Annotated in this window: 27 protein-coding genes; 19 read left to right on the top strand and 8 right to left on the bottom strand. The window is 70.9% G+C overall.

Annotated elements, in window-relative coordinates; all coding sequences use genetic code 11:
* Window positions 1-4 precede the first annotated feature (4 nt).
* The 3 genes from AB0B58_RS09855 (at window position 5) to AB0B58_RS09845 (ending at window position 2,744) form a co-directional block, all read left to right on the top strand.
* Window positions 5-961, top strand: coding sequence for a hypothetical protein (locus AB0B58_RS09855; RefSeq protein WP_360220462.1), 957 nt, complete (start codon window positions 5-7; stop codon window positions 959-961).
* A gap of 145 nt (window positions 962-1,106) precedes the next feature.
* Window positions 1,107-1,733: a DUF47 family protein gene (locus AB0B58_RS09850; RefSeq protein WP_360220459.1), complete on the top strand. Its 627-nt coding sequence runs from the start codon at window positions 1,107-1,109 to the stop codon at window positions 1,731-1,733.
* Window positions 1,734-1,736: 3 nt separating this feature from the next.
* Complete coding sequence (locus AB0B58_RS09845) at window positions 1,737-2,744, top strand: inorganic phosphate transporter (RefSeq protein WP_360220456.1); 1,008 nt, start codon at window positions 1,737-1,739, stop codon at window positions 2,742-2,744.
* Window positions 2,745-2,802: 58 nt separating this feature from the next.
* Here the strand turns inward: AB0B58_RS09845 and AB0B58_RS09840 are convergent, their stop codons facing one another.
* Complete coding sequence (locus tag AB0B58_RS09840) at window positions 2,803-3,780, bottom strand: Gfo/Idh/MocA family oxidoreductase (protein WP_360220453.1); 978 nt, start codon at window positions 3,778-3,780, stop codon at window positions 2,803-2,805.
* A gap of 59 nt (window positions 3,781-3,839) precedes the next feature.
* Here AB0B58_RS09840 and AB0B58_RS09835 point away from each other — a divergent pair, with 59 nt between their 5' ends.
* On the top strand, window positions 3,840-4,610 hold the full coding sequence (locus tag AB0B58_RS09835) for an NUDIX domain-containing protein (RefSeq protein ID WP_360220921.1): 771 nt from the start codon (window positions 3,840-3,842) through the stop codon (window positions 4,608-4,610).
* Here the strand turns inward: AB0B58_RS09835 and pstB are convergent.
* From pstB to AB0B58_RS09805, 6 genes are all read right to left on the bottom strand, one after another.
* The gene (gene pstB, locus AB0B58_RS09830) at window positions 4,607-5,383 is read right to left on the bottom strand and encodes a phosphate ABC transporter ATP-binding protein PstB (protein ID WP_360220450.1); all 777 of its coding nucleotides are present in this window, start codon (window positions 5,381-5,383) and stop codon (window positions 4,607-4,609) included. The genes AB0B58_RS09835 and pstB overlap by 4 nt on opposite strands.
* A 12-nt stretch (window positions 5,384-5,395) precedes the next feature.
* The gene (gene pstA, locus AB0B58_RS09825; protein ID WP_360220447.1) at window positions 5,396-6,478 is read right to left on the bottom strand and encodes a phosphate ABC transporter permease PstA; all 1,083 of its coding nucleotides are present in this window, start codon (window positions 6,476-6,478) and stop codon (window positions 5,396-5,398) included.
* A gap of 46 nt (window positions 6,479-6,524) precedes the next feature.
* Complete coding sequence (pstC, locus tag AB0B58_RS09820) at window positions 6,525-7,610, bottom strand: phosphate ABC transporter permease subunit PstC (RefSeq protein WP_360220444.1); 1,086 nt, start codon at window positions 7,608-7,610, stop codon at window positions 6,525-6,527.
* 51 nt (window positions 7,611-7,661) lie between these two features.
* On the bottom strand, window positions 7,662-8,750 hold the full coding sequence (gene pstS, locus AB0B58_RS09815; protein ID WP_360220441.1) for a phosphate ABC transporter substrate-binding protein PstS: 1,089 nt from the start codon (window positions 8,748-8,750) through the stop codon (window positions 7,662-7,664).
* Between the two features lie 321 nt (window positions 8,751-9,071).
* The gene (gene mshD / locus AB0B58_RS09810; RefSeq protein ID WP_360220438.1) at window positions 9,072-9,935 is read right to left on the bottom strand and encodes a mycothiol synthase; all 864 of its coding nucleotides are present in this window, start codon (window positions 9,933-9,935) and stop codon (window positions 9,072-9,074) included.
* Window positions 9,936-9,945: 10 nt separating this feature from the next.
* Window positions 9,946-10,662 (bottom strand): response regulator transcription factor, encoded by a 717-nt coding sequence (locus AB0B58_RS09805; protein WP_360220918.1) that lies wholly within the window; start codon window positions 10,660-10,662, stop codon window positions 9,946-9,948.
* A 307-nt stretch (window positions 10,663-10,969) separates the two neighbouring features.
* Here AB0B58_RS09805 and AB0B58_RS09800 point away from each other — a divergent pair, with 307 nt between their 5' ends.
* The 7 genes from AB0B58_RS09800 (at window position 10,970) to AB0B58_RS09770 (ending at window position 18,307) form a co-directional block, all read left to right on the top strand.
* Entirely contained in the window at window positions 10,970-11,992 is a 1,023-nt protein-coding gene (locus tag AB0B58_RS09800) for a hypothetical protein (protein ID WP_360220435.1), read from the top strand.
* Between the two features lie 90 nt (window positions 11,993-12,082).
* Complete coding sequence (locus AB0B58_RS09795) at window positions 12,083-12,856, top strand: DUF2993 domain-containing protein (RefSeq protein ID WP_360220432.1); 774 nt, start codon at window positions 12,083-12,085, stop codon at window positions 12,854-12,856.
* A gap of 24 nt (window positions 12,857-12,880) precedes the next feature.
* A complete protein-coding gene (locus AB0B58_RS09790; protein WP_360220429.1) occupies window positions 12,881-13,009 on the top strand; it encodes an Ms5788A family Cys-rich leader peptide in 129 nt (42 codons plus the stop codon).
* A gap of 163 nt (window positions 13,010-13,172) precedes the next feature.
* Window positions 13,173-14,021 carry a sulfurtransferase gene (locus AB0B58_RS09785; RefSeq protein WP_360220426.1) on the top strand — a complete coding sequence of 283 codons (849 nt, stop codon included), beginning with the start codon at window positions 13,173-13,175 and terminating at the stop codon, window positions 14,019-14,021.
* Between the two features lie 2 nt (window positions 14,022-14,023).
* Window positions 14,024-14,353 (top strand): DUF1416 domain-containing protein, encoded by a 330-nt coding sequence (locus AB0B58_RS09780; RefSeq protein WP_360220423.1) that lies wholly within the window; start codon window positions 14,024-14,026, stop codon window positions 14,351-14,353.
* A gap of 130 nt (window positions 14,354-14,483) precedes the next feature.
* The gene (locus AB0B58_RS09775; RefSeq protein ID WP_360220420.1) at window positions 14,484-15,353 is read left to right on the top strand and encodes a hypothetical protein; all 870 of its coding nucleotides are present in this window, start codon (window positions 14,484-14,486) and stop codon (window positions 15,351-15,353) included.
* A gap of 128 nt (window positions 15,354-15,481) precedes the next feature.
* Window positions 15,482-18,307, top strand: a complete 2,826-nt coding sequence (locus tag AB0B58_RS09770) for an RICIN domain-containing protein (RefSeq protein WP_360220417.1) — start codon at window positions 15,482-15,484, stop codon at window positions 18,305-18,307.
* Here AB0B58_RS09770 and AB0B58_RS09765 read toward each other — a convergent pair.
* Window positions 18,301-18,675 (bottom strand): DsrE family protein, encoded by a 375-nt coding sequence (locus tag AB0B58_RS09765; RefSeq protein WP_360220414.1) that lies wholly within the window; start codon window positions 18,673-18,675, stop codon window positions 18,301-18,303. The two genes, AB0B58_RS09770 and AB0B58_RS09765, sit on opposite strands and share 7 nt — an antisense overlap.
* Before the next feature lie 14 nt (window positions 18,676-18,689).
* Between AB0B58_RS09765 and mtfM the strand changes: the two genes are divergently transcribed.
* The 8 genes from mtfM (at window position 18,690) to AB0B58_RS09725 (ending at window position 23,734) form a co-directional block, all read left to right on the top strand.
* A complete protein-coding gene (mtfM, locus tag AB0B58_RS09760; RefSeq protein WP_275410578.1) occupies window positions 18,690-18,794 on the top strand; it encodes a small membrane protein MtfM in 105 nt (34 codons plus the stop codon).
* Window positions 18,795-18,832: 38 nt separating this feature from the next.
* Window positions 18,833-19,390, top strand: coding sequence for an FABP family protein (locus tag AB0B58_RS09755; protein ID WP_360220915.1), 558 nt, complete (start codon window positions 18,833-18,835; stop codon window positions 19,388-19,390).
* Between the two features lie 69 nt (window positions 19,391-19,459).
* Entirely contained in the window at window positions 19,460-19,861 is a 402-nt protein-coding gene (locus AB0B58_RS09750; RefSeq protein ID WP_360220912.1) for a Fur family transcriptional regulator, read from the top strand.
* A complete protein-coding gene (locus AB0B58_RS09745; protein ID WP_360220410.1) occupies window positions 19,858-20,919 on the top strand; it encodes a folate-binding protein in 1,062 nt (353 codons plus the stop codon). The genes AB0B58_RS09750 and AB0B58_RS09745 overlap by 4 nt, the downstream gene beginning before the upstream one ends.
* 28 nt (window positions 20,920-20,947) lie before the next feature.
* Window positions 20,948-21,781, top strand: a complete 834-nt coding sequence (locus AB0B58_RS09740; RefSeq protein WP_360220407.1) for a 3-keto-5-aminohexanoate cleavage protein — start codon at window positions 20,948-20,950, stop codon at window positions 21,779-21,781.
* Window positions 21,778-22,713 (top strand): asparaginase, encoded by a 936-nt coding sequence (locus tag AB0B58_RS09735; RefSeq protein WP_360220404.1) that lies wholly within the window; start codon window positions 21,778-21,780, stop codon window positions 22,711-22,713. The genes AB0B58_RS09740 and AB0B58_RS09735 overlap by 4 nt, the downstream gene beginning before the upstream one ends.
* A gap of 69 nt (window positions 22,714-22,782) precedes the next feature.
* Window positions 22,783-23,277: a helix-turn-helix transcriptional regulator gene (locus AB0B58_RS09730; RefSeq protein WP_360220400.1), complete on the top strand. Its 495-nt coding sequence runs from the start codon at window positions 22,783-22,785 to the stop codon at window positions 23,275-23,277.
* A gap of 4 nt (window positions 23,278-23,281) precedes the next feature.
* The gene (locus AB0B58_RS09725; protein WP_360220397.1) at window positions 23,282-23,734 is read left to right on the top strand and encodes a hypothetical protein; all 453 of its coding nucleotides are present in this window, start codon (window positions 23,282-23,284) and stop codon (window positions 23,732-23,734) included.
* Window positions 23,735-23,780 lie beyond the last annotated feature (46 nt).

Genomic DNA, 23,780 nt, shown 5'->3' with positions numbered 1-23,780 from the left:
CGACGTGGCGACGCTCCTAGGCGGTCTGGCCGGGGTCACGGGTGCCGCCGGGGCGGCGACCGTCGGTGTCGCGGTGGCCCGGCGTCCGCGGGCGTTCCTGTCGGCTGGGCATGCGATCGTCGGCAACGAGGTCATAGATCCGCTGCCCGATGTGCTCCGGCGCGGGCTGGCCGGCCTGACCGTGCCCGTACGGCCGGGGCCGCACGGCGAGTTGTTCATGGGGCCCGGAACCCCCCAGCCCGGCCGTACGCTGCGGCGGCTGGTGCTCTCCCCGCTCTTCGCCCGGGCGCACTCGCGCGGCGGCCGGCTCTGCCGTGATCAGCGGGTGCCGTTCCGGCTCGTCGTCGAGTTCACCGGGCCCAACCGGGACGCCGACACGTTGCTGCGTGCGTACCGGATGCTCGACCAGCAGCTGCGTGACCATGCCCCGCTGCTGAGCCGCTGCGTCGACGGGCGCCTCGACCCGGGCGCGGTCACCGTGGTCATCACGGGCATCGTCGACGTCCGCGAGCTGCTCTCCTGCCAGCGCCGCCGGTACGCGTTCGCGGACGGCACCTTCGACGACCTCGGCACCGCATCCGCGCCGCCCGCACTGGTGCCGATGGTCAGCGAGTCGTGGAACCGGCGGTTCGGCTGGGACGGGCGCGAGCCGATCTCCGCCGAGGAGCGGCACCTGCTGCACGCGATGGTCCGCTCCGCGCACGAGGACGGGCGTACCGTGCGGTTCTCGGGGCTTCCCGACGGCGCCCGCCGCGCCCGGCGGGCGGTCTGGGCAGAGCTCGGCGCCGCCGGGGTGGACGTCATCGCCGACACCGACCAGGCCGGCCTGGCCCGGCACCTGCGCCGGCATCCGGTGACCCGTCCCGTCCCGCCGCGGCTGCCGTCCGCTCCGGTGGGGCGCCGCCTCACGCCGACGCCGCGTCCGACCGCCCCGCGCCCTGACATCGCCCAGACCGTCTGAAAGAACCGGATAAGCGGCATTCAAGGTGAACGGAAAGTGAACGCGCCCTGAACCGCCGCTAAGCAGAGGTGGGCGGGATCGGCAACCGGGCAGGGGTTACCTAGCATTCCTCCGTCTCGTCCACTCCTCGATCGAGGTTCGCGCCGTGAAGTTCTCCTTCCGCCCCACCGAGGGCGCCTTTTACGAGCTGTTCAGTCGGGCCGCCCAGAACCTGGTCAAGGGCACCGGCCTGCTGAACGAGCTCGCCCTGCCCGGTGCGGACGTGCAGTCGGTCAGCGACCGGCTGACGGATGTCGAGCATGACAGCGACGAAATCACGCACACGCTGTACAAGAAGATCAACTCGACATTCATCACGCCGTTCGACCGCGAGGACATCTACCAGCTGGGCTCGCAGCTCGACGACGTCATGGACCACCTCGAGGCGGTCGGCAACCTGCTCTACCTGTACGGCCTCACCGAGCTGCCGTCGCTGCCGCGCGAGATGCACGAGCTGGTGACAGTGCTCGACCAGCAGGCCAAGATCACTGCCGACGCGATGCCGCGGCTCAAGACCATGAAGAATCTCGAGGAGTACTGGATCGAGATCAACCGCCTGGAGAACGACGGCGACCGGGCATACCGGATGCTGCTGGTCCGCCTCTTCTCGGGCGAGTACGACGCGCTGACGGTTCTGAAGATGAAGGAGGTCGCCGACGAGCTCGAGGCCGCGTGCGACGCCTTCGAGCATGTGGCGAACACGGTCGAGACCATTACGGTCAAGGAGTCCTAGGCCTTGTCCCCCGAGCTCATAGCCGTCCTCGCGGTGATCATCGCCGCGATGGCCTTCGATTACACAAACGGCTTTCACGACGCGGCGAACGCCATCGCCACCAGCGTCAGCACCCGGGCCCTCACCCCGCGCGTCGCCCTGGCGATGGCCGCGGTCGGCAACTTCGTAGGCGCACACTTCGGCGCCGAAGTGGCCAAGACCGTCGGCGACGGTCTGGTCAAGCTCCCGGTCGGCATCCCCAGCCTGGGCGTGGTCTTCGCCGGCGTGGTCGGCGCGATCGCCTGGAACCTGATCACCTGGTACTTCGGCCTGCCGTCCTCCTCGTCGCACGCGCTCTTTGGCGGCCTGGTCGGCGCGACGCTGTTCGCCACCCATGGCACGGTCGAGTGGGGCACCATCCTCAACAAGGTGCTGATCCCGATGGTGGCCTCGCCGTTCGTCGGCTTCGTCCTCGGCTTCATCGTCATGGTCGCGATCATGTGGATCTTCCGCCGCGGCCACCCCGGCAAGCTCAACCGCGGCTTCCGCGTGGCGCAGACGCTGTCGGCGGCCGCCATGTCGGTCGGCCACGGCATGCAGGACGCGGCGAAGACGATGGGCATCATCGTCCTGGCGCTCTACACGGGCGGCTTCCAGGACAGCCCGACGGAGATTCCTTGGTGGGTGTTCTGGACGTCGGCGGCGGTGCTGGCGGCGGGAACCTACGCGGGCGGCTGGCGCATCATCCGCACGCTGGGCCGCAAGATCATCGATCTGGGTCCGGCGGAGGGCTTCGCGGCCGAGACGGTGGCGAGCTCCGTGCTGTTCTTCAACGCGCTGGTCCTGCACGCGCCGATCTCGACGACCCACACGATCACCTCGGCGATCATGGGCGTCGGCGCGACGAAGCGCCTGAGCGCGGTCCGCTGGAACATGGCCGGCAACATCGTGCTCGCCTGGATCACCACGTTCCCGGCGGCGGCCGCGATCGCCTGCCTCGTCTACTTCCTGGTGAAGCCGATCTTCGGCTGAGCGGCGGACCGAACCGCGGACGGCCCGGCGGCACCGCCGCCGGGCCGTCCGCGGATCGTCAGTAGACGACGCCGATCTCTTCGCGGATCGTGTCCATCAGGTTCATGATCTCCAGGGTCGTCGCGTGCGGCATCAGCGGGCTCTCCAGCAGGCCCGCGGCGAGGCAGCGCTGCACCTCCTCGGCCTCGTACTGGTAGCCGTTGCCCGGGAACGGGTACGAGATGTCCTCCGTCGCCCGGCTGACCCGGTGCAGCACGAAACCGCGCGGCACGAAGAAGCCCTGCGGCAGGTCGATCCGGCCCAGCGTGCCGGTGATCGACGCCGCGGTGCGGGTCTCGCCGACCAGGCTGCACGTCAGCGCCGCGAGCGCGCCGGATTCCCAGCCCAGCAGGACTCCCGTGTTGTCGTCGACGCCCTCCGGTGTCAGCCGCGCCCAGCTGTGCACCGCCGCCGGCCGGCCGAGGATCAGGTGCGCCAGGTTGAGCGGGTACACGCCCAGGTCCAGCAGCGCGCCGCCGCCCAGCGCGGGATCGCGCAGCCGATGTGTCGCCTCGAACGGGCCCTGCAGGCCGAAGTCCGCGTGGATGCTCGTCACCTCGCCGATCGCGCCGTCGCCGATCAGCTCGACGATGCGGCGGATCGCCGGGTTGAGGCGCATCCACATGGCCTCCATCAGGAACAGGCCGCGGGTGCTCGCCTCCTGCACCAGCCGGGTGGACGAGGCCAGGTCCAGGGTCATCGGCTTCTCGCAGAGCACCGCCTTGCCGCCGGCGAGGCAGGTCATCGCCGCGTCGAAGTGTGCCGCGTGCGGGGTGGCCACATAGACCACGTCGACGTCGGGGTCGGCGGCCAGTTCGGCCCAGGAGCCGTGCGAGCGGGCGAAGCCGTGCCGCCCGGCGAACGCCGCCGCGGCCTCGGGGGTGCGGGAGCCGACGGCGGCGAGCTCGGCGCCGGGCACGAGCGGAAGGTCCGTCGCGAACGTGGAGGCGATGCCGCCGGTACCAAGCACGCCCCAGCGGACAACTTTCTCGGTCATGATCGCCACCGTAACGCCACCACGGGCCCGGGTGGGAGGATCGAACGGTGAGCGAATCGATGCCGCTGCCGGCGGCCATGCTGCAGCGGGCCCGCGACTTCCACGGAACCCCCGCGCCCGCGCGCCCCGCGGCCACCGTCGTGCTCCTGCGGCCGAGGGACGAAACCTTCGAGGTGTACGTCCTGCGGCGCGCGACCACGATGGTCTTCGGCGGCGTGTACGCGTTCCCGGGCGGCGGCGTCGACGCGAACGACCGCCCCGAGACGATCAAGCAGGACTGGTCGCGGCGCCTCGGCGTGCCGGAGGCCGAGGCCCGGGCGGTGGTCGGTGCGGCGGCCCGCGAACTCTTCGAGGAGGCCGGCGTCCTGCTGGCCGGCCCGCAGGAGCAGCCGGATCGCACCGTCGGCGACGTCAGCGGTGCGGACTGGGAGGCCGAACGCGCGGCCGTGCAGCGGCGCGAGCTGACGATGACCGACCTGTTGCGCAAGCGGAAGCTGCGGCTGCGCGACGACCTGCTGCTGCCGTGGGCCCGGTGGATCACGCCGGAGTTCGAGCCCCGGCGCTTCGACACCTGGTTCTTCGTGGCCCTGTTGCCGCAGGCACAGTCGGCGCGCGACGTCTCCGGCGAGGCCGACCGGACAATCTGGATCAGCCCGGCGGCGGCCGACGGCCTGGCCATGCTCCCGCCGACGCGGGTGATGCTGAACGAGCTGTCCGCGTACGCAAGCATCGAGGGGGTCGTCGCGGCCTCGGCCGGCCGCGACGCCGCCGGACCGGTCATGCCCCGGATCGAGCTGACCGACGGCGGCGCCGTGCTGCACATTCCCTAGCCGAAGCGGCCGGTGATGTAGTCCTCGGTCTTCCGCTCGGACGGGTTGCTGAAGATCTTCTGCGTGTCGTCGTACTCGATGAGGCGGCCGGGGTCGCCGGTCTTCTCGATCGAGAAGAAGCCGGTCTTGTCGCTGACCCGGGCGGCCTGCTGCATGTTGTGCGTGACGATGATGATCGTGAAGCGGTCCTTCAGCTTGAACATCAGGTCCTCGATCGCCAGCGTCGAGATCGGATCGAGCGCCGAGCAGGGCTCGTCCATGAGCACGACCTGCGGCTCGACCGCGATGGTGCGGGCGATGCAGAGGCGCTGCTGCTGGCCGCCGGAGAGGCCGGCGCCGGGGCGGGCGAGGCGGTCCTTGACCTCGTCCCACAGGTTCGCCGCCTTCAGCGACTTCTCGGCCGCCTCGTCCAGCAGGGACTTCTTGCGGACGCCGTTGAGCTTCAGGCCCGCGACCACGTTCTCGTAGATCGACATCGTCGGGAACGGGTTGGGACGCTGGAAGACCATGCCGATCATCCGGCGCACGGCGGTGACGTCGACGTCGGAGTCGTAGATGTTCTGGTCGTCGATCGTCAGCCGGCCCTCGATGCGGGCGTTGGGCAGCACCTCGTGCATGCGGTTGACCGACCGCAGGAACGTGGACTTGCCGCAGCCGGACGGGCCGATCAGGGCGGTGATCGTCTTCGGCTCCACCGTCATGGAGACGTTGTCGATCGCCTTGAACGAGCCGTAGTAGGACGAGACGTTGCTCGCCTCGATGCGCTTGGCCATGGGGGACACCTCTCAGGACAGCCGGTTGCGGCGGGCGAGCAGCTTGGCGGCGATGGTCAGGGCCAGCACCAGGGCGACAAGCGTCAGCGCCGCCGTCCAGGCCCGCTGCGGTGCGTACTTGGACGCGTCGCCGGCCTGCTGGTACACGAAGAGCGCGAGCGACGACTGGTTGCCGGCGAACGGGTCGAAGTTGATCGCCGCGGCGCCGCCGGCGACGAGCAGGACCGGTGCCGTCTCGCCGGCCGCGCGGGCGACGGCGAGCATGACGCCGGTGACGATGCCGGGCAGCGCGGTGGGCAGCACGACCTTGAGGATCGTCTTCCACTGTGGCACGCCCAGCGCGTACGCACCCTCGCGCAGCGGCCCGGGCACCAGGCGGAGCATCTCCTCGGTCGACCGCACGATCGTCGGCAGCATCAGCACGGTCAGCGCCAGCGAGGCGGCGAAGCCGGAGAAGCGCGGGGTGCCGTTGTTGAAGATCGGGCTGACCAGCAGCACCCAGAACGCCAGGATGAACAGGCCGGCGACGATCGACGGGATGCCGGTCATGACGTCGACGAAGAAGCGGACCGTCAGGGCGAACCGGCCGCGGCCGTACTCGACCAGGTAGATCGCGCCGAGCACGCCGAGCGGCACCGCCATCAGGGTGGCGAGACCGACCTGCATGAGCGTGCCGACGATCGCGTGGTACGCGCCGCCGTCGGGGTCCCGGGCGCCGATGTTGTTCATAGAGGTGCCGAAGAAGTCCCCGTCGAGGCGGGCGACGCCCTTGGTCACAAGCGTCCAGACGACCGCGGCGAGCGGCAGGACCGCCAGGATGCAGGCCGTGTAGATGAGCGTCTGCCAGAAGCGGTTGCGGGCCGCGCGGCGGCCCTCGACGCGGGTGGCCGCGGCATAGAGCCCGGCCAGGTAGAACGCCGTGCCGAGCACGACGACGAGGACCCAGCCGCCGATGCCGAAACCGAACACGATCGCGGCGGCGGCGACGAGCGCCGCGGCGGCGACGCCGAGGTTGGTGAGCAGCGGCAGCCGCTTGCTCCGGATGTGGTCCGGCGTCATCACCACGCCGGCGGCTTCACTCTCCAGCAGACTCATGCTCGGCTCCCCCTCGGCATGCCGTCGCGGTCCTTGCTGCGCTCGGTCATGCCGCACTGTCCCGGAACTCGCGGCGGCGGTAGATGATCGCCCGCGCGGCCATGTTGACCACCAGCGTGATGGCGAACAGCACCAGGCCGGAGGCGATGAGTGCGCCGCGGCCGGTGGCGTTGGCCTCGCCGAAGGTGTTGGCGATGTTGGCGGCGATGCTGTTGCCGCCGTTCTCGATGATGTTGAACGAGATGTTGAAGACGATGCCGAGCGTCATGGCCAGGGCGATGGTCTCGCCGAGCGCGCGGCCCAGGCCGAGCATGACCGCGGCGATGACGCCGGGCTTGCCGTAGGGCAGGACGGCCGTGCGGATCATCTCCCACTTGGTGGCGCCGAGGGCGAGTGCCGCCTCCTCGTTCATGGCGGGGGTCTGCTGGAAGACCTCCCGGGACAGCGAGGTGATGATGGGCAGCACCATGATCGCCAGCACCAGGCTGCCGAGCAGGATCGAGCGGCCGAACGGCCCGTCGCCGCCGAAGATCGGCAGCCAGCCGAAGTACTGGTTCAGCCAGACCGAGAGTTCCTGCACCGGGACCATGAGGACGTCGCGGCCCCAGAGGCCGAAGACGACGCTGGGCACCGCGGCGAGCAGGTCGACGACGAAGCCCAGCGGCGTGGCGAGCCGCCGGGGCGCGTAGTGCGACAGGAAGAGCGCGATGCCCAGGGCGATGGGAACCGCGAGGATCAGCGCGATGGCCGACGTCAGCACGGTGCCGAAGGCCAGCGCGGCGATGCCGAACTTCGGTTCGGCGTCGTTGGGGAACCAGGCCTTGTAGGTGAAGAAGTTCTCGGTGTTCGCCTGCAGGGCGGGTACGGCCTCCGAGATCAGGAAGACCGCGATGGCGACGATGATGACGAGCACCATCGCGCCGGCTGCGGTGCTGAGTCCCCGGAAACCGGCCTCTATCGAGAACCGGGCCTTCTTGGGCAGGGCGCCCCCGCCACCGAGCGGCGGGCGGCGGCCGTCGAGGTCATCGGGAGGGATCGGCGATACGCCGGTGCCGGCGGACCGGGCGTGACGTGCTGTCACACCCGATCCGCCGGCGTTGGCGTTCGCCGAGCGGGAGGGATAGTCACCCATTCGCTCGCTCGCAGTCGTGTAGAAGGGGGATGGTGTGCGGGTGCGATCGGGTCAGGAGATCTTGGCGACCGACGCCTCGACCTTGCTGCGGACGGCCTCCGGCAGCGGGGCGTAGCCCAGCTCGCCCAGCGCCGACTGGCCGGCGGTGCTCGCGGTGTAGGTCAGGAAGCCCTTGATCGCGGCCGCCTTGGGGCTGCCCTTGCTGCAGGCGATCTCGTAGGTGACGAGGACGATCGGGTAGGCGCCCGGCTCGGTGGTGGCGTAGTCGATGTCGAGCTTCAGGTCGTCGCCGGTGCCCGCGACCTTGGCGCCCGCGATGGTCTTGCCGGCGCTCTCGCCGGTCAGCTCGGTGTATTCGCCCGCGCCGTTCTTGATCTTTGCCTTCTGCAGGTCGCTGTTCTCCGCGTAGGAGAGCTCGACGTAGGAGATCGAGGCGGGCGTGCTCTTGACCGCGGTGGTCACGCCGTCCGACTTGGCCGCGCCGGTGCCGCCCGGTGCCTTCCACGCCTTGGCGTTGCCGAAGGTCCAGTCCGCCTCGGCGGTCTTGCTCAGGTACTTGGTGAAGTTGTCGGTCGTGCCCGACTCGTCCGAGCGGTGCACCGACGCGATCGTGGTGTCGGGCAGCTTCGCGCCGGCGTTCTCGGCGGCGATGGCCGGGTCGTTCCACTTCGTGATCTTGCCGGAGAAGATTTTGGCGAGGGTCGGAGACGACAGCTGCAGGCCGTCGACGCCGTCGAGGTTGTAGACGACCGCGATCGGGCCGATGACCATCGGGAGGTTGAGCGCCTGGCCGCCCGGGCACTTGGCGTCGGCCTGGGGCTGCTCCTCCTCCTTCAGCGCCGAGTCGGAGCCGGCGAAGTCGGCGGTGCCGGCGATGAACGCCTGGATGCCCGCGCCGGAGCCGGTGCCCTCGTATCCGATCTTCGTGTCCGCGCACTGTCCCTGGTAGGTCTTGATCCACTCGTCCATGGCGTTCTTCTGTGCCGACGAGCCCTGCGCGGTGAGCTGACCCGCCGTACAACTGCCGGGCGCGACGGAGGCGGCACCGGCGGGCGAGTCGGTGTTGTCAGAGCCGCACGCGGTGAGCGCGAGCGTGGCGGTCAAGGCAATGCCGGCAACGTAGTACCGCTGGAGCTTCACGGGTGTCCCTTCGCATTGAAACGCATCTCCGGGCTCCGAGGTCCCGGCCGGCCGAACTCTCATCGGCACACCCGGAAAACTAGGAGCGCCAGGTGACCGGCTTCCCGGCCAAGAGTGAACGCAGGGTGAACACGTAGACGCCGGGCGGTGGCCTTTGACTGAGGAAGGGTTGTCCGTTAAGTGAACTCAGCGCCGCGCGTCCGATATGGGCGTTATCTTGCGTTCTTTTTGTGCGCGGCCGCCCGGTTCTCGGGAATCGCGGGGAGGCGCCCGATTCGCCGACGTCGATACGCCCGCTTCGGGGGAACGGTGCGCCCGCTCCTAGCGGCTGTACATCACGTCGGTCGAGTGGACCTCGAAGCCGAGGCGACGGTAGAGCGCGACCGCCGCCGCGTTCGATTCGTCGACGTAGAGCAGGGCGTGTGACAGGCCGAGGCCCGCGAGGTGGCGCAGCCCCGCGACGCTGAGAGCGGCACCGAGGCCGCGGCGGTGGCCGCCCGGGTCGACGCCGAGCACGTAGATCTCGCCGAGCGCCGGCTCGCCGCCCTCGGCGGGATGCACCTTGGTCCAGTGGAAGCCCAGCAGCCGGCCGTCGGCCGGGTCGACCGCCAGCAGGAAACCGGCCGAGTCGAACCAGGGTTCGGCGAGGCGCAGCCGCAGATCCTCCGCGGTCCAGCGGCCCTGCTCGGGGTGGTGCGCGAACGCCCGGGAGTTGACCGCCAGCCAGGCCTCGTCGTCGGCGCCGGGCACGAAGGCGCGCACCTGCACGCCGTCGGGCAGCGGAACCTCGGGCAGGCCGGCGAGGCCACGGCGCATCTGCCAGAGGACGCGGGAGCGGGTGAAGCCCGCCTTCTCGGCGAAGGCGCGGGCGCCGTCGGCGTCGCCGTGCGCCCAGAACAGCCTTGCCTTCGGGCCGGCGGCGGTGAGCAGCGCGGTGCCGTGGCCGCGCCGCCGGTACCTCGGGTGCACCACGAGCTCGCCCGACAGATCGTCCAGGTAGGAGTAGCCCGCGAGGGATTCACCCTCGTAGGCGAGCAGGTGGATCCGGTCGCCGCCGCGCAGACCGAGGACGCCGTCCTCGGAGAGGGGGTAGACGCCGTCGGTCCCGTCCGCCGCGGCGGCCAACGCGAGCACGTCGGCCACCTCGGCGGGGGACAGCCGGTCAAGAGACCGGACTTCAGTCATGCGGGAGAGCTCAGACCGGCAGCGAGACGGGCTCGGTGTCGGGCAGCTGGCGGCTGGTCGGTGGAACCACGAACTTGTAGCCGACCTGGCGGACGGTGCCGATCATCGACTCGTACTCCGAGCCGAGCTTGGCCCGCAGCCGCCGCACGTGCACGTCGACCGTGCGGGTGCCGCCGAAGTAGTCGTAGCCCCAGACCTCGCGCAGCAGCTGGTCGCGGGTGAAGACCCGGCCCGGGTGCTGCGCCAGGAACTTCAGCAGCTCGAACTCCTTGTAGGTGAGGTCGAGCGGCCGGCCCTTGAGCTTGGCGGCGTAGGTGTCGGGGTCGATGTTGAGCTCGCCGGCGCGGATCGAACCGCCGGCACCGGCGGTGGCGTTCGTCAGGCGTCCGACCGCGAGGCGCAGCCGGGCCTCGACCTCGGCCGGACCGGCGCTGGCCAGGATGACGTCGTCGACACCCCAGTCGGCGTTGAGGGCGATCAGGCCAGCCTCGGTGACCACCGCCATCAGCGGGACACCGATGCCGGTGGCGTGCAGCATCCGGCACGTCGCGCGAGCCTCGGAGAGCTCCGAGCGGGCGTCGACGAGCACCGCGTCCGGGCTCGGCCCGGAAACCAGAGTGCGCACATCCCGGGGGGCGGTTCGCACGGAGTGGGGCAGCAGGTCCAGCGCGGGCAACACGGCGGACGGCTCACCAGCACGTGTCGTCACCAACAGGAGGATTTCCACACTCACCTCGATCCTCGCGGCACGAAGGCCGCTCGGGTGACCCGGTCTGCACAACTCAGAGCTGCGCCACCGGAAGGACTTGTCCCGGCGTCACCGACGGGTGGGCTGCGAGTACCTTAACCGATCCGCCAGCTCATGGACCCCGGCCGGATCACCCAGTGATGTGAACTACGCCCCTGAGGTGACCGAACGGCCGGATCGTAACCAGCCTTTCACCCGAGCCGTTTCCGCCTTGCGACCGAATGACGGAGAGGATGACCCGGCGGCGATGAGCACTCCATGGCTCGGGTCTGGCACGATCGCAGGCGTGCCCCTCTCCGTGCCCCGCGACAACGACTCCTGGGACGACGACGTCTCCCGGGAGATCGCCCGTTCGGCGCCGGGCCGGTCCTCCTCCGGTTTCTACGCCGGCGCCCCTGAGCCCGCCTCGCGGATCGGCGGCCGCGGCGGGGAGGCCGCGGAGGACGACGAGGAAGAGGAGTTCGACGAGGAGATCCCGGTCGTACCGGTACGCCGCCAGCTCTCGGTGGCGATCGCCGGCTTCGCGGGGCTCCTGGGCATCGGGCTGATCCTCGGTGCGCAGACGTCCGGGCCGGACGCGCGCCTGTCGTACGCGATCGTGGTCTTCGGGGTGCAGCTGCTCTACATCCTGGCCTTCACGATGGCGATCCGGCCGCCCGCGGCCGGCACCGTCGCCGGGGTCTGCGTGGCGGCCGCGGTCGCCGCCGACTATCTGGCCGTCTCCAGCGAGTCGGCCGGCATCCTGCCGCTGCTGGCCGTCGCGGCGATCGGCTACGTGCTCGCGGTCGTCGGCCAGCAGCTGCGGTCCGAGGACCGGCTGCGCTTCCGCGACTCGCTGAGCGGCACGCTGCTCATCGTCGTCGGCGTGGTGTCGTTCGCGCAGTTGATCGTGCTCACCCGCAAGCCCGTCGGCACGCAGGCGGTGCTGGTCTGCCTGACCGCCGTCGCCGTCGCGGTGCTGGCCGCGCACCTCATCGACGCGGTCTTCCCGAAGCCGCGGATCGCACCCCAGGTGCCGCGCGGCGCGACCGGCGTCATCGTCGGCGCGATGCTCGGCACCCTCGCGGCGGCCATGCTCGGCCGGGTGCTGGTCCTGCCGTTCACCCCGGGGAAGGGCGCGGTCCTCGGCTTCGTCGTGGCCGGCATCGCCGGGCTGGTCGACCTCGCGGTCAACTACTCCGAGGCGGGCCGGCGGATGGCCGGGTCGACGCCGACGTTCTGGGTGGCCCGGCACATGCAGGGCCCGCTCGGCGCGTTCGCCCTGGTGCTGCCGGGCGCGTACGTGATGACGGTCTTCTTCCTCACCTGATGTGGTGTCGGTAACCGAAGTGGTGTCGGAAAGCCGGTGCGGGGCATATACCGTGCCACTTGAGGTGATCGGGAGGCCACATTGGCTGAGGTGTACGGGTCCGCTAAGCCGCGCAGGCGCCGGGGCCGAGCTCTGTTGATCACCCTCGGCGTGCTGATCGTGCTGATCCTCGGCCTGCTGTTCGTGGCGGACCGGGTCGGCAAGTCCTTCGCGGAGCAGCTCATCGCCGACCGGGTCGTCTCGCAGCTGACCGCGCAGGACGCCACCGCGCAGGAGCCGGACGTGACCGTCGAGGGCGTGCCGTTCCTGACCCAGGTGCTGTCCGGGCGCTACCAGGAGATCCGGATCGTGTTGAACGACTTCTCCGGGCCGGCCGGCAATGGCAAGAAGATCGACATGAAGGTGCTCGACATCCGGGCCGAGGACGTGACGGCCTCGCTCGACACGATCCGCAGCGGCACCGGCGACATCGTCGCGAACACGGTCACCGGCGCCGGCACGATCACGTACGCCAACCTCGCCGACCTGATCGGCCGGGAGGGCCTCACGCTCAGCGAGCGCGACGGCAAGCTGGTCGGCACCGCACCGATCAAGGCGCTGGGCCAGACCTTCAACGCCAGCGGCACGGCGAACATCGCGGTCAACGACGGCGTGGTCAACGTGACCTTCGCCGACGTGACCGCCGAGGGGATGCCGGACATCCCGCTGGTGCGCGCGATCGTGGACAGCTTCGTCAAGCAGATCTCCGTCGATCTGAAGGTGCCGGCCCTGCCGCTCGGCATGAAGGTGCAGAAGGTCGAGCCGACCCCCGAGGGTCTGGTCGTGACCGCCGGGGCGAACGACGTGCCATTGAGTTCGAGCTGACTGTGACGGCGGACTCGTTCCCGGATGGTGGTCGACAGTGTTCCGGGGTCTGGAACCGCTGGTAGGGTCAGCGGCATGAGCCTGTTGCTCACCAAGAGGCGCGCGGTCGACCTGTGCCGCGTGGCCGCCTGCCTGTGTCGCCCTGTCATCTGACGGGGCCATACCAGCTGCGCAGGATCTGACCTTCCGCCCGGCAGTGGCGCCGTCGCACCCAACCCAACGTGATCCGTTCCAACAAGGGTCCCGCGCGGGGTGCGACCGAAATTCCTCCGCGCGTCGACTCACCCCCATCTCACCTGACCAAGGGAGTAAACCGATGAGTCGCGACACCGCACTCGTATCTGCCGACTGGGCCGAGAAGAATCTCGAGACACCGGGCGTCGTCTTCGTCGAGGTCGACGAGGACACCTCCGCCTACGACGGCGGGCACATCCCCGGGGCCATCAAGATCGACTGGAAGGCCGATCTCCAGGACCCGGTCCGCCGTGACTTCGTCAACCAGGAGCAGTTCTCCAAGCTCCTGTCCGAGCGTGGCATCGCCAACGACGACACCGTCGTGCTCTACGGCGGCAACAACAACTGGTTCGCGGCGTACGCGTACTGGTACTTCAAGCTCTACGGCCACGGCGACGTGAAGCTGATCGACGGCGGCCGCAAGAAGTGGGAGCTCGACGCCCGTCCGTACTCCAAGGACGTGCCGACCCGCCCGGCGACGCAGTACCAGGCGTCGGCGCCGGACCTGGCGATCCGCGCCTTCCGCGACGAGGTCGTGCAGGCCATCGGCGTGAAGAACCTGGTCGACGTGCGCAGCCCCGACGAGTTCGCGGGCCGGCTGCTCGCACCGGCGCACCTGCCGCAGGAGCAGTCGCAGCGCGCCGGCCACATCCCGACCGCGCTCAGCGTGCCGTGGAGCAAGGCGGCCAACGAGGACGGCACGTTCAAGTCCGACGCCGAGCTCACCAAGATCTACGGCGAGGCGGGCCTGGACGGCGGCAAGGACACGATCGCCTACTGCCGCATCGGCGAGCGCTCCTCGCACACCTGGTTCGTGCTCAAGGAGCTGCTCGGCCACCAGAACGTGAAGAACTACGACGGTTCGTGGACCGAGTACGGCTCGCTCATCGGCGTGCCGATCGCCCTCGGCGACGAGCCCGGAAAGGCGTGAACATGACTTCTCCCTCGAACATCGCGGACGGCTGCGCCGCGCCCGACCAGTCGGCTCCCATCCCGGCCAGCGTCGACCTCGAGAAGGAAACGGTGATCACCGGCATCGTGACCAACGCCGAGGGCGACGTGGTCGGCGGCGCGTACGTCCGCCTGCTCGACTCGACGGGCGAGTTCACCGCCGAGGTGGTCACCTCCCCGCAGGGCGTCTTCCGCTTCTTCGCGGCGCCGGGTAGCTGGACCCTCCGGGCGCTGTCCCGGCACGGGAACGGCGACCTGGTGGTGGACGCCACCCGCGGCGTGAACGAGGTCGGCCTCGCCGTCGCCGCCTGACCCACGCTCTGTTGACGACGGGCGGGACCCCCGAGCTGGGGTCCCGCCCGTCGCCGTCCCGCACCCGGGGGCGTCCGGGGCTGAGCACCGGCCGCCCGGCGTTTCCGCAGCGCATGCGAGCATGGCTGCCGTGAACTTGCCGCCCGGGTATCAACACCCCCCGCCGTCCGCCGTCGCCGAGCGGCCCAAGCGGCGGTGGTGGCTCGTGGCGATCGTGGCAGCGTGGGCGCTGGCGCTCGCCGGGTTCGCGGCGTGGTCCGTGCGTCATGATCCGCCGACCGTGCCGGAGCAGCGGGACATCGCCGCGGCGCTGCCCGTGCTGGAGCGGGCCACCGGCGTCATGTTCGCCGCCGCCGACGCTCCCGACCGGGTCGTCTCGCTCGGTGCGGTGGAGTTCGACCGGGACTGCGCGCTCACCCCGGTGCGGGGCGGCGTCGAGGCCGTCCGGGAGGTCACCGTCCGGGTCCGCGCCGGCCAGGCGCCGGCCGCGCTGGCGGCGATCGCGCGGGCGATGCCGGACGGGTACGCCGCTGCCGTGCGGCACAACGCCGCCCGCACCCGGTACGCGCTGCGGGCCGACGCCGGCGAGTTCGTCGGCGTGGACGCCGCCGTCTACTCCGACGCCACCGTCTTCACGCTGCGGGCCTCCACCGGCTGCCGGCCGCTCGCGCCGGGGGTCGACCTCGAGCCGGCATCTCCGGCCGCGGTGGTGACGCCGGCGGCCTTCGGTGCGGCGCTGAACGCGATCGGCGCGAGCGGTGCCGGCGCCACGAGCAGCGAGGTGGCCTGCCCGGCGGGCGGCGGGACGGCGAGGACCGTCACCGCGGACGGGCTCGCGGCTCCCGCGGACCTCGGCCGGGCGCTGCGGGCGGTGGCCGGCGGCGCGGCCGTCGTGCAGGCCGATCCGCACCTGTGGGCGTACCGGGACGGCGCGGTGTCCGTGGTGGTCGGCGACGACGGCTCCAAGGCGTGGGTCTCCGCGACCACCGGCTGTCGTTAACAAGCCTGGCAAATCGAGGACGGCCAATCCATTTACATGCGTGAATCAGTGTTTTACGATCCTGTAACGCAAGGATTCGAACATAATCCACCATGAGCGCACGCCCTGGCGCGCCCCCGGAGGCTGCTGTGGACCGTCGTACCTTCCTGGCCGGAACCGTTGCCGTCCCCGCCGTCGCGGCGGTCACAGAACTGATCACCGGGTCTGTGGCGCAGGCCGCCGCGCCGGGTCATGTGGTCAACCGTTCGCCGCTGCGACCCGACGCCTTCATCCGGCTCGCGCCCGGGCAGACGAGGGCCGCAGGCTGGCTCGCCACCCAGCTCGGCTACCAGCTCGCCGGCATCAACGGGCGGATGACCGAGATCTCGCACTTCCTGCAGTACGACAACACCGGCTGGATCCACCCGAACCTCGGCGGCTGGGAGGAGCTCCCGTACTGGCTCAAGGGCTTCAGCAGCCTGGGCTACGTCACGGGCGACACCCGGGTCATCAACGAGACCCGGCGCTGGATCGACGGCGTGCTGGCGACCCAGGCGTCCGACGGCTTCTTCGGGCCGACGAGCCTACGGACCAGCCTGAACAACGGACCGGACTTCTGGCCGCACATGCCGATGCTGCATGCCGTCCGCACCTACCAGGAGTTCACCGGCGACACGCGCATCGTGCCGTTCCTGACCCGCTTCTTCCAGTACGTCAACGGCCGCCCCACCAGCGTCTTCTCGCAGAGCTGGTGCAGCTTCCGCTGGGCGGACACGCTCGAGGTGGTGTTCTGGACCTACAACCGCACCGGCGACGCGTTCCTGCTCGACCTGGCCCGCAAGATCCACGCCAACTCGGCGAACTACCTGAACAACCTGCCGTCGCTGCACAACGTCAACCTCGCGCAGGGCTTCCGCGAGCCGGCCGTCTACTCCGTGCTCTCCGGCGACGCCGCGCACCGGCAGGCCAGCTACCAGGACTACAACACGATCATGAACGCGTACGGGCAGTTCCCCGGCGGCGGGTTCGCCGGCGACGAGAACGCCCGGCCCGGCTTCGGCGACCCGCGGCAGGGCTTCGAGACCTGCGGCATCGTCGAGTTCATGGCCAGCCACGAGATGCTGAGCCGGATCACCGGCGACCCCGTCTGGGCCGACCGCGCCGAGGACCTGGCGTTCAACTCGCTGCCCGCCGCGCTGGACCAGAGGCACAAGGGCATCCACTACATCACCAGCGCGAACAGCATCGCGCAGCTGGACCGCACCGGCCGGCAGGCGCAGTTCCAGAACGGGTTCCCGATGCAGGCCTACATGCTCGGCATCGACAACTACCGGTGCTGCCCACACAACTACGGCATGGGCTGGCCCTACTACGTCGAGGAGATGTGGGCGGCCACCCCGGACGCCGGCCTGGTCGCGAACCTGCACGGCCCGTCCCGGGTCACCGCCAAGGTTGCCGACGGTACGGCTGTCACGATCGTCGCCGACACGTCCTACCCGTTCTCCGACACCATCACGTACACGGTGAGCACGCCGAAGGCCCTGGCCTTCCCGCTGTACCTGCGGATACCGGGGTGGTGCTCGGCGCCCGCGGTCACCGTCAACGGCGCCGCCGCGGCCGTCGCGCCCGGGCCGGCGTACTCGAAGATCAGCCGGACCTGGGCGAACGGCGACCGGATCGTCCTCCGCCTGCCCATGCGGGCGTCGGTGAAGACCTGGACGGGCAACCACAACGCCGCCTCGGTGGGCTTCGGCGCCCTGACGTTCTCGCTGGCGATCACCGAGAACTGGACCCGCAAGGGCGGCACGGACGCCTGGCCGACCAGCGAGGTGCGGCCGGGCTCGGCCTGGAACTACGGCCTCGACGGCGCGACGTCGTTCGCGGTGACGACCGGCCTGGGCAACCCGAACGACCCGTTCACGCCCGCCAACGCGCCGATCCGGATCACCACTCCGGCCCGCCGGATCCCGGCCTGGACCGCCGACTCCGACCAGATCGTCACGCCGTTGCAGGACAGCCCGACCCCGTCGGCCGAGCCCGTCGAGACCGTCACGCTGATCCCGATGGGCGCGGCGCGGCTGCGGATCACGTCGTTCCCCACCATCGGCGCCGGCCGGCCCTGGGTGCCGCCCGGGGTGGCGTTCCGGATCCAGAACCAGCACAGCGGCAAGGTGCTCGGCGTCGACCAGATGTCGCAGGCGAACAGCGCCCGGGTCGTGCAGTTCGCGGACAACGGCACCGCCGACCACCTGTGGCAGCTCGTCGACAACGGCGACGGCCACGTGCGGATCCGCTGCGTGAACTCCGGCAAGGTGCTCGGCGTCGACCGGATGTCCACCGCGGACTCCGCGCAGGTCGTCCAGTTCGACGACAACGGCACCGCCGACCATCTGTGGCAGCTGCTCGACAGCGGCACCGGCTACCTGCGGATCCGGAACCTCAACTCCGGCAAGGTCCTCGCCGTGGCCGGCATGTCCACGGCCGACTCCGCGAACGTCGTGCAGTTCGCCGACAACGGCACGGCCGACCACAACTGGCGGCTGATCCCCGACGGCACCGTCAAGCTGCAGGTGACACACACCGACAAGGTGCTCGCCATCCAGGACATGTCACCGGCCAACGGCGCCCAGCTCACCCAGTGGCCGCCGACCGGGACCGCCGACCACGTATGGCGGTTCGAGGACGCGGGCGCCGGCCACTTCCGGATCGTCAGCAACCTCACCGGCAAGTGCGTGGACGTCGGCGGCGCCTCCGCCGCGGACGGCGCGCGGGTGACCCAGTGGGACTACGTCGGCGGGGCCAACCAGCAGTGGCGGCTGTCCTGGGTCTCGGCCGGCGTCTTCGAGATCGTCGCGCGGCACAGCGGCAAGCTGCTCGAGGTGTCCGGCGGGTCGACCGCGGACGGCGCGCCGGTCACCCAGTGGGCGGACCTGAACGTTTCGAACCAGCGGTGGCGGATAGTGCCGGCTCAGTAGACGAGCGCCTGGGCGCCGTCGGACATGATCTCCTCGACGAAGACGGCGGCGCCCGCGATCCGGATGCCCGGCAGCACGTCGTCCGGGCCGATCTCCCGGCGCGCGGCGCACTGCGTGCAGGCGGTGACCCGGCCCGAGGTGAGCAGCAGCTCCAGCAGGTCCGGCAGGGCGGCGGCGTGCGGCAGGGCGAACTGCGCCGCCCGGCCGGGCAGCGCGAACCACGTCGACTCGCCGGTGAGCCAGAAGGACACGTCCACGCCGGACGCGGCCGCGGTGGAGGCCACGGTGAACGCCTGCGAGCAACGCTCCGGGGCGTCCGCTCCGGCGGTTGCCTTGACGACGAGCAAACGGGCCATGCCGGTCAGCATAGGATGGCGGGGTCATGGTTACCGAGGTCGGGTTCGTGAGTCTGCTGGTCGCCGGGTTCGGCGGGCTGGCAGGCGGTTTGGGCTATCTGGCGATGCGCATTGCAAGGGGACGCTGGTGAGCAGTGAGACGGAAAACCCGCTGGGCCCACCGCCCTGGATGAACGCGCCGCCCGTCGACGCGTACCCGTACGAGGACACGCACGACCTGCGGCAGGGTCCCGACCTGCACCCCGCGCTGCTCGGCCTGCTGCCGTTCATCGGACTATGGCGCGGCCGCGGCCAGGGCGGATTCCCCGAGGTCGAGGACTTCGACTTCGCGCAGGAGGTCCGGATCAGCCACGACGGCCGGCCGTTCCTGGCGTACGAGTCGCGGGCCTGGCTGCTCGACGCGGACTCCAAGCCGGTGCGGATGGCCGGGCGCGAGGTCGGCTGGTGGCGCCCGGTGCTTGTCGACGACCGGCCCGGCGACGAGATGGAAGCCACGATGATGACGCCGACCGGGGTGATGGAGCTCTACCTCGGGCGGGTGAGCGGGACGCGCCTGGAGATGGCGACGGACGCGGTCGTCCGCACGCCGTCCGCCAAGGAGGTGGCCGCCGGGCACCGGCTCTTCGGCATCGTCGAGGGGGCGCTGCTCTACGCGCACGAGATGTCGGCGATGGGGCACACCCTGCAACCGCACCTGTCCGCGAGGCTGCTGCGCGTCGGCGGTTGAGCCCGGCGGGGTCCGGGGTCCCACCGCGCGAACTATGCTCGGTACGTGTCCGCCACATCGCTTGCCGAGATGCTCCGTGAGCGCGGCCTGCGCCTCACACCGCAGCGCCAGCTGATCCTGGAGGCCGTGCACGAGCTGGGCCACGCGACCCCGGAGCAGATACACCACACCGTGCGGGAGCGTGCCGCCGGCGTCAACATCACCACCGTCTACCGCACCCTCGAGCTACTCGAGGACCTGAGCCTCGTCAGCCACACCCACCTCTCGCACGGCTCGCCGACCTACCACCCCGCCGGCGAGGATCAACACGTCCATCTCGTCTGCCGCAACTGCGGCTCGATCGACGAGGTCGACCCGGCGGTGATGCTGCCCGTGACCGAGCAGCTCCAGCGCGACAGGGACTTCCGGGTCGACGTCGGTCATGTCTCGCTCTTCGGCGAGTGTGGCGACTGCCGGGAGGCCCAGACATGAGCACGGTACTGATCGAGGAGCTCGAGCCCGCCTCCGCCGACGCGGGCGTGCCGGCGCACTACGGCGACCCGATGCGCGAGCAGCGCGTCCTCGACACCGCCGCCGGGCTGGTCGACCGCTCCAACCGCGACGTGGTCGCCGTGCCGGGCGACGAGCGCGCGAGCTGGCTGCACACCCTGACCACCCAGCACCTGAGCGGCCTGCGCGCCGGGCAGGGCACCGAGTTCCTGGTGCTGTCCCCGCACGGCCACGTCGAGCAGCACGCCCTGGTCGCCGAGGACGGCACGACCGCCTGGCTGGACACCGAGCCCGGCGCGGGTGCCGGCCTGCTGAAGTACCTCGAGATGATGCGCTTCTTCACCCGGGTCGAGCCGCGCGACGCCACCGGCGAGATGGCCGTGTTGTCGCTGGTCGGGCCGCAGGCGGCCGCCGCCGCCAGGACACACCTCGGCGTGGACCTGGCCGAGCCGCGGATCTTCGAGGTGCCGGGTCCGAAGTTCGCCGCCGGCTCGATACCGGACGAGCCGACCGCCCGCTACGACGTCCGGCCCTTCGGCGACGGCGCGCTCGCCCGCCGGGTGCCGCTCGGCGTCGACCTGCTGGTGCCCCGGGCGTCCCTCGACGAGGTGCTGGGGCGGCTGGCCGACGTGCCGAGGTCCGGGCTGTGGGCGTACGAGGCCGTCCGGGTCGCCAACCGGGTGCCGCGGCTGGGCTGGGAGACCGACCACCGGACCATTCCGGCCGAGGCCGGCTTCGCCGCGCCCGCCGTTCACCTGGACAAGGGCTGCTACCGGGGGCAGGAGACGATCGCCCGGGTGCACCACCTGGGCCGGCCGCCGCGGCGGCTGGTGCTGCTGCACCTCGACGGGATCGCCACCGACCAGCCGCCGGCGCAGGGCACCCCGGTGACGCTCGACGGGCGTGCCGTCGGCTTCGTCGGCACCGCGGTACGCCACCACGAGCTGGGCATGATCGCCCTGGCAGTGCTCAAACGCAACGTCGCGGACGACGCGTCACTGCTGGTCGGGGAGTCGGCCGCCGCCATCGACGTCTCGTAAGTCCGTCCCGCATGGCAGGATCGCGGACATGACCGGGACACTCATCACAGTCGCGCCCACCGGCGCGGAGAGCAGCAAGGCAGCCGTACCCGCGCTGCCGGTGACGATCGACGAGCTCGTGGCGACCGCCAAGGAGTGCGAGGCGCTCGGCGCCTCGATCGTGCACGTCCACATCCGCGACGATGCGGGCGAGCCGAGCCTCGACCAGGGCCGGCTGCGCGCCACGGTGGCCGCGCTGAAGCAGGCGACGGACCTGATCGTGCAGCTCTCCTCGGGCGGCGCCGTGACCGACCCCGAGGCCGCCCGGCTGGCCGTGCTCGACGCCGGCCCGGAGATGGCGTCCTGCACGATGGGCACGGTCAACTTCGGCGACGGCGTGTTCATGAACCGCTGGGAGTTCATCGTCGACCTACACACCCGGATGCAGGAGCGGGGCATCGTGCCGGAGTACGAGATCTTCGACCTCGGGCAGCTGACCACCCTGCAGCGCCTGCTCGCCAAGCACGGACTCCCGTACGGCGGCCACGTGCACGTCGACCTGGTGATGGGCGTGCCCGGCGGCATGCCCGGAACCGCCGCGGCCCTGGTCGCGTGCGAACAGGCGATCCGCGACCTGCCCGCCGGCACCACGTTCTCGGCCACCGGCATCGGGCGCAGCACGATCCCGGTCATGCTCGCCTCGCTGGCCGCGGGCGGGCACCTGCGGGTCGGCATGGAGGACACGATCACGTACGGCAAGGGCCAGCCGGTCGAGTCGAACATGCAGCTGGTGGCCCGGGCGTTCGGCTTCGCGCAGCTCGCCCAGCGCCCCCCGCTGACCACGACGCAGGCCCGCGAGCTGCTCGGGGTGCCGGCCCGATGATCCTGGCGGAGGTGGTGCGCTCGGGCTTCGTCGAGTCGGTGCACCACGGCTCGGTGGTGGTGCTCGACGCGGCCGGCAAGGTGGTCGCCGCGGCCGGCGAGGTCGCCGCCCCGATGTTCCCCCGGTCCTCCAACAAGCCGCTGCAGACGGTGGGCATGCTGCGGGCCGGGCTGCGTACCGCCGACCCGGCCGATCTCGCGCTGATCAGCGGCAGTCACTTCGGCGAGCCGTTCCACGTCGCCCGGGTCCGCGAGATACTGAGCGCCGTGGGGCTGGACGAGAGCGCCCTGCGCTGCCCGGAGTCGCTGCCGCTCTCCGAGAACGAGCGGGACATCGTGCTGCGCGACGGCCGCGGCCCCGAGCGGATCCTGATGAACTGCTCCGGCAAGCACGCCGGGATGCTGGCCACCTGCGTGGCGAACGGGTGGCCGCTGGACGACTACCGGGACCCGAAGCACCCGCTCGAGGTGGCGATCGCCGCCGCGGTGACCGACCTGGTGGGCGAGCCGATCGCCGCTACCGGGATCGACGGCTGCGGGGCGCCGGTGTTCGGCTTCTCGCTGACCGCCCTGGCCCGCGGGTTCCAGCGGCTGGTCCAGGCGCCGCCGCGGTCGTTCGAGCGGCTGGTCGCCGACACGATGCGCGCCGATCCGGAGCTGGTTGCGGGCACCGGCGAGGACGACACCCGGCTGATGCGGGGCGTGCCCGGCCTGCTGGCCAAGGGCGGGGCCGAGGGCGTGGTCGCGGTGGCGATCGAGGACGTGGGCGCCGTCGCCCTCAAGGTCGAGGACGGCGCCATGCGGGCCCGGATGCCGGTCCTGATGTCCGCGCTGCGCCGGCTCGGCGTCGCGGCGCCGGTGCTGGACGACCTGGCCACGGTGCCGGTACTCGGCGGTGGCGTGCGGATCGGCGAGGTACGCACCGCCTGGTGACCCGTTTCACGCTAACTCTTGCAAGCGTTCTGCTTGCAAGAGTTAGCACCCCGGGCTACCTTCGAATGCATGGCCACACCCAAGGACCTGCCTCAGGACATCGGCGGATTCATCCGTGACCTGCGGCAGACCGCGAAGATCTCGCTTCGGCAGCTCGCCGACCGGGCGGGCGTGAGCAACCCGTACCTCAGCCAGATCGAGCGTGGCCTGCGCAAGCCCAGCGCCGAGGTACTGCAGCAACTGGCCAGCGCGCTGCGGGTGTCGACGCCCGCGATGTACCTGCGTGCCGGCCTGCTCGACGGGGAGGGCCAGCAGGGCGTGCTGGCCGCGATCGCGGTCGATCCCGACCTGACGATCGCCCAGAAGCAGTCGTTGTCGCAGATCTACGAGACGTTCCGAAACGAGACCGCACGGCAGGCGCCGGCGGCGACAGAGCCCACGGCGGCCGAGCCCGCCGAGGCACCCGACGCGGACGATGCGCTCAGCACCGTCATCCGCGACGTGGCTGTCGCCGAGGACGGTGCAGCCCCCGCACCCAGGACCACTCAGCCCGAGGAGAAGTAAGTACATGACCGAGCAGACCAAGACCCGTATCCCCGCGCCCCTCTACGCCGCCGCCGGCGCCGGTGACCTGGCCTACCAGCAGCTCCGCAAGCTGCCGGCCGTCATCACCGACCTCAGTGACCGCGCCGCCGCCTCGCTGAAGACCGCGAACGACACGGCGAACACCACCGCCGCCTCGCTCAAGACCACGGCCACCAGCACCGACTTCGACAAGCTGCGCGAGACCGCCACCGCCAGCGCCGTCGCGTTCGCCCACGCCGCGCAGGAGCGTGCCGTCGCCGTCTACACCGCGCTTGTCGCACACGGCGAGCGCGTGGTCGGCACCGGCGTCGTCGAGGCCGCCGACGCGGTCAACGCCGACATGGTGACCACCGTGGAGCCGAAGGCCGTCGAGGCCGCCGCCGAGGCGTCCGCGCCGAAGCCGCGCAAGCGCGCGACCCGCCCGGCCGCCAAGTAAGTAACCACCAGCGACTCTTTGATCAGCGGGCCTCGGCGTCAGCCGG

It is taken from the genome of Actinoplanes sp. NPDC049118, assembly GCF_040648555.1.
Taxonomy (GTDB): Bacteria; Actinomycetota; Actinomycetes; order Mycobacteriales; family Micromonosporaceae; genus Actinoplanes.
The sequence above is the reverse complement of the archived record's forward strand: the minus strand, read 5'-3'. Positions and strand labels throughout refer to the sequence as shown.

Bases quoted from the DNA above. Each gene is read 5' to 3' on its own strand.
- AB0B58_RS09730 (WP_360220400.1), top strand. From the start codon at position 22,783: ATGGCCACACCCAAGGACCTGCCTCAGGACATCGGCGGATTCATCCGT.
- AB0B58_RS09790 (WP_360220429.1), top strand. From the start codon at position 12,881: ATGGTGGTCGACAGTGTTCCGGGGTCTGGAACCGCTGGTAGGGTCAGC.
- AB0B58_RS09835 (WP_360220921.1), top strand. From the start codon at position 3,840: ATGCCGCTGCCGGCGGCCATGCTGCAGCGGGCCCGCGACTTCCACGGA.
- pstC (WP_360220444.1), bottom strand. From the start codon at position 7,610: ATGGGTGACTATCCCTCCCGCTCGGCGAACGCCAACGCCGGCGGATCG.
- AB0B58_RS09780 (WP_360220423.1), top strand. From the start codon at position 14,024: ATGACTTCTCCCTCGAACATCGCGGACGGCTGCGCCGCGCCCGACCAG.
- AB0B58_RS09750 (WP_360220912.1), top strand. From the start codon at position 19,460: ATGCTCCGTGAGCGCGGCCTGCGCCTCACACCGCAGCGCCAGCTGATC.
- pstB (WP_360220450.1), bottom strand. From the start codon at position 5,383: ATGGCCAAGCGCATCGAGGCGAGCAACGTCTCGTCCTACTACGGCTCG.
- AB0B58_RS09785 (WP_360220426.1), top strand. From the start codon at position 13,173: ATGAGTCGCGACACCGCACTCGTATCTGCCGACTGGGCCGAGAAGAAT.
- AB0B58_RS09735 (WP_360220404.1), top strand. From the start codon at position 21,778: ATGATCCTGGCGGAGGTGGTGCGCTCGGGCTTCGTCGAGTCGGTGCAC.
- pstA (WP_360220447.1), bottom strand. From the start codon at position 6,478: ATGAGTCTGCTGGAGAGTGAAGCCGCCGGCGTGGTGATGACGCCGGAC.
- mshD (WP_360220438.1), bottom strand. From the start codon at position 9,935: ATGACTGAAGTCCGGTCTCTTGACCGGCTGTCCCCCGCCGAGGTGGCC.
- AB0B58_RS09725 (WP_360220397.1), top strand. From the start codon at position 23,282: ATGACCGAGCAGACCAAGACCCGTATCCCCGCGCCCCTCTACGCCGCC.
- AB0B58_RS09765 (WP_360220414.1), bottom strand. From the start codon at position 18,675: ATGCTGACCGGCATGGCCCGTTTGCTCGTCGTCAAGGCAACCGCCGGA.
- mtfM (WP_275410578.1), top strand. From the start codon at position 18,690: ATGGTTACCGAGGTCGGGTTCGTGAGTCTGCTGGTCGCCGGGTTCGGC.
- AB0B58_RS09740 (WP_360220407.1), top strand. From the start codon at position 20,948: ATGACCGGGACACTCATCACAGTCGCGCCCACCGGCGCGGAGAGCAGC.
- AB0B58_RS09745 (WP_360220410.1), top strand. From the start codon at position 19,858: ATGAGCACGGTACTGATCGAGGAGCTCGAGCCCGCCTCCGCCGACGCG.
- AB0B58_RS09840 (WP_360220453.1), bottom strand. From the start codon at position 3,780: ATGACCGAGAAAGTTGTCCGCTGGGGCGTGCTTGGTACCGGCGGCATC.
- AB0B58_RS09755 (WP_360220915.1), top strand. From the start codon at position 18,833: ATGAACGCGCCGCCCGTCGACGCGTACCCGTACGAGGACACGCACGAC.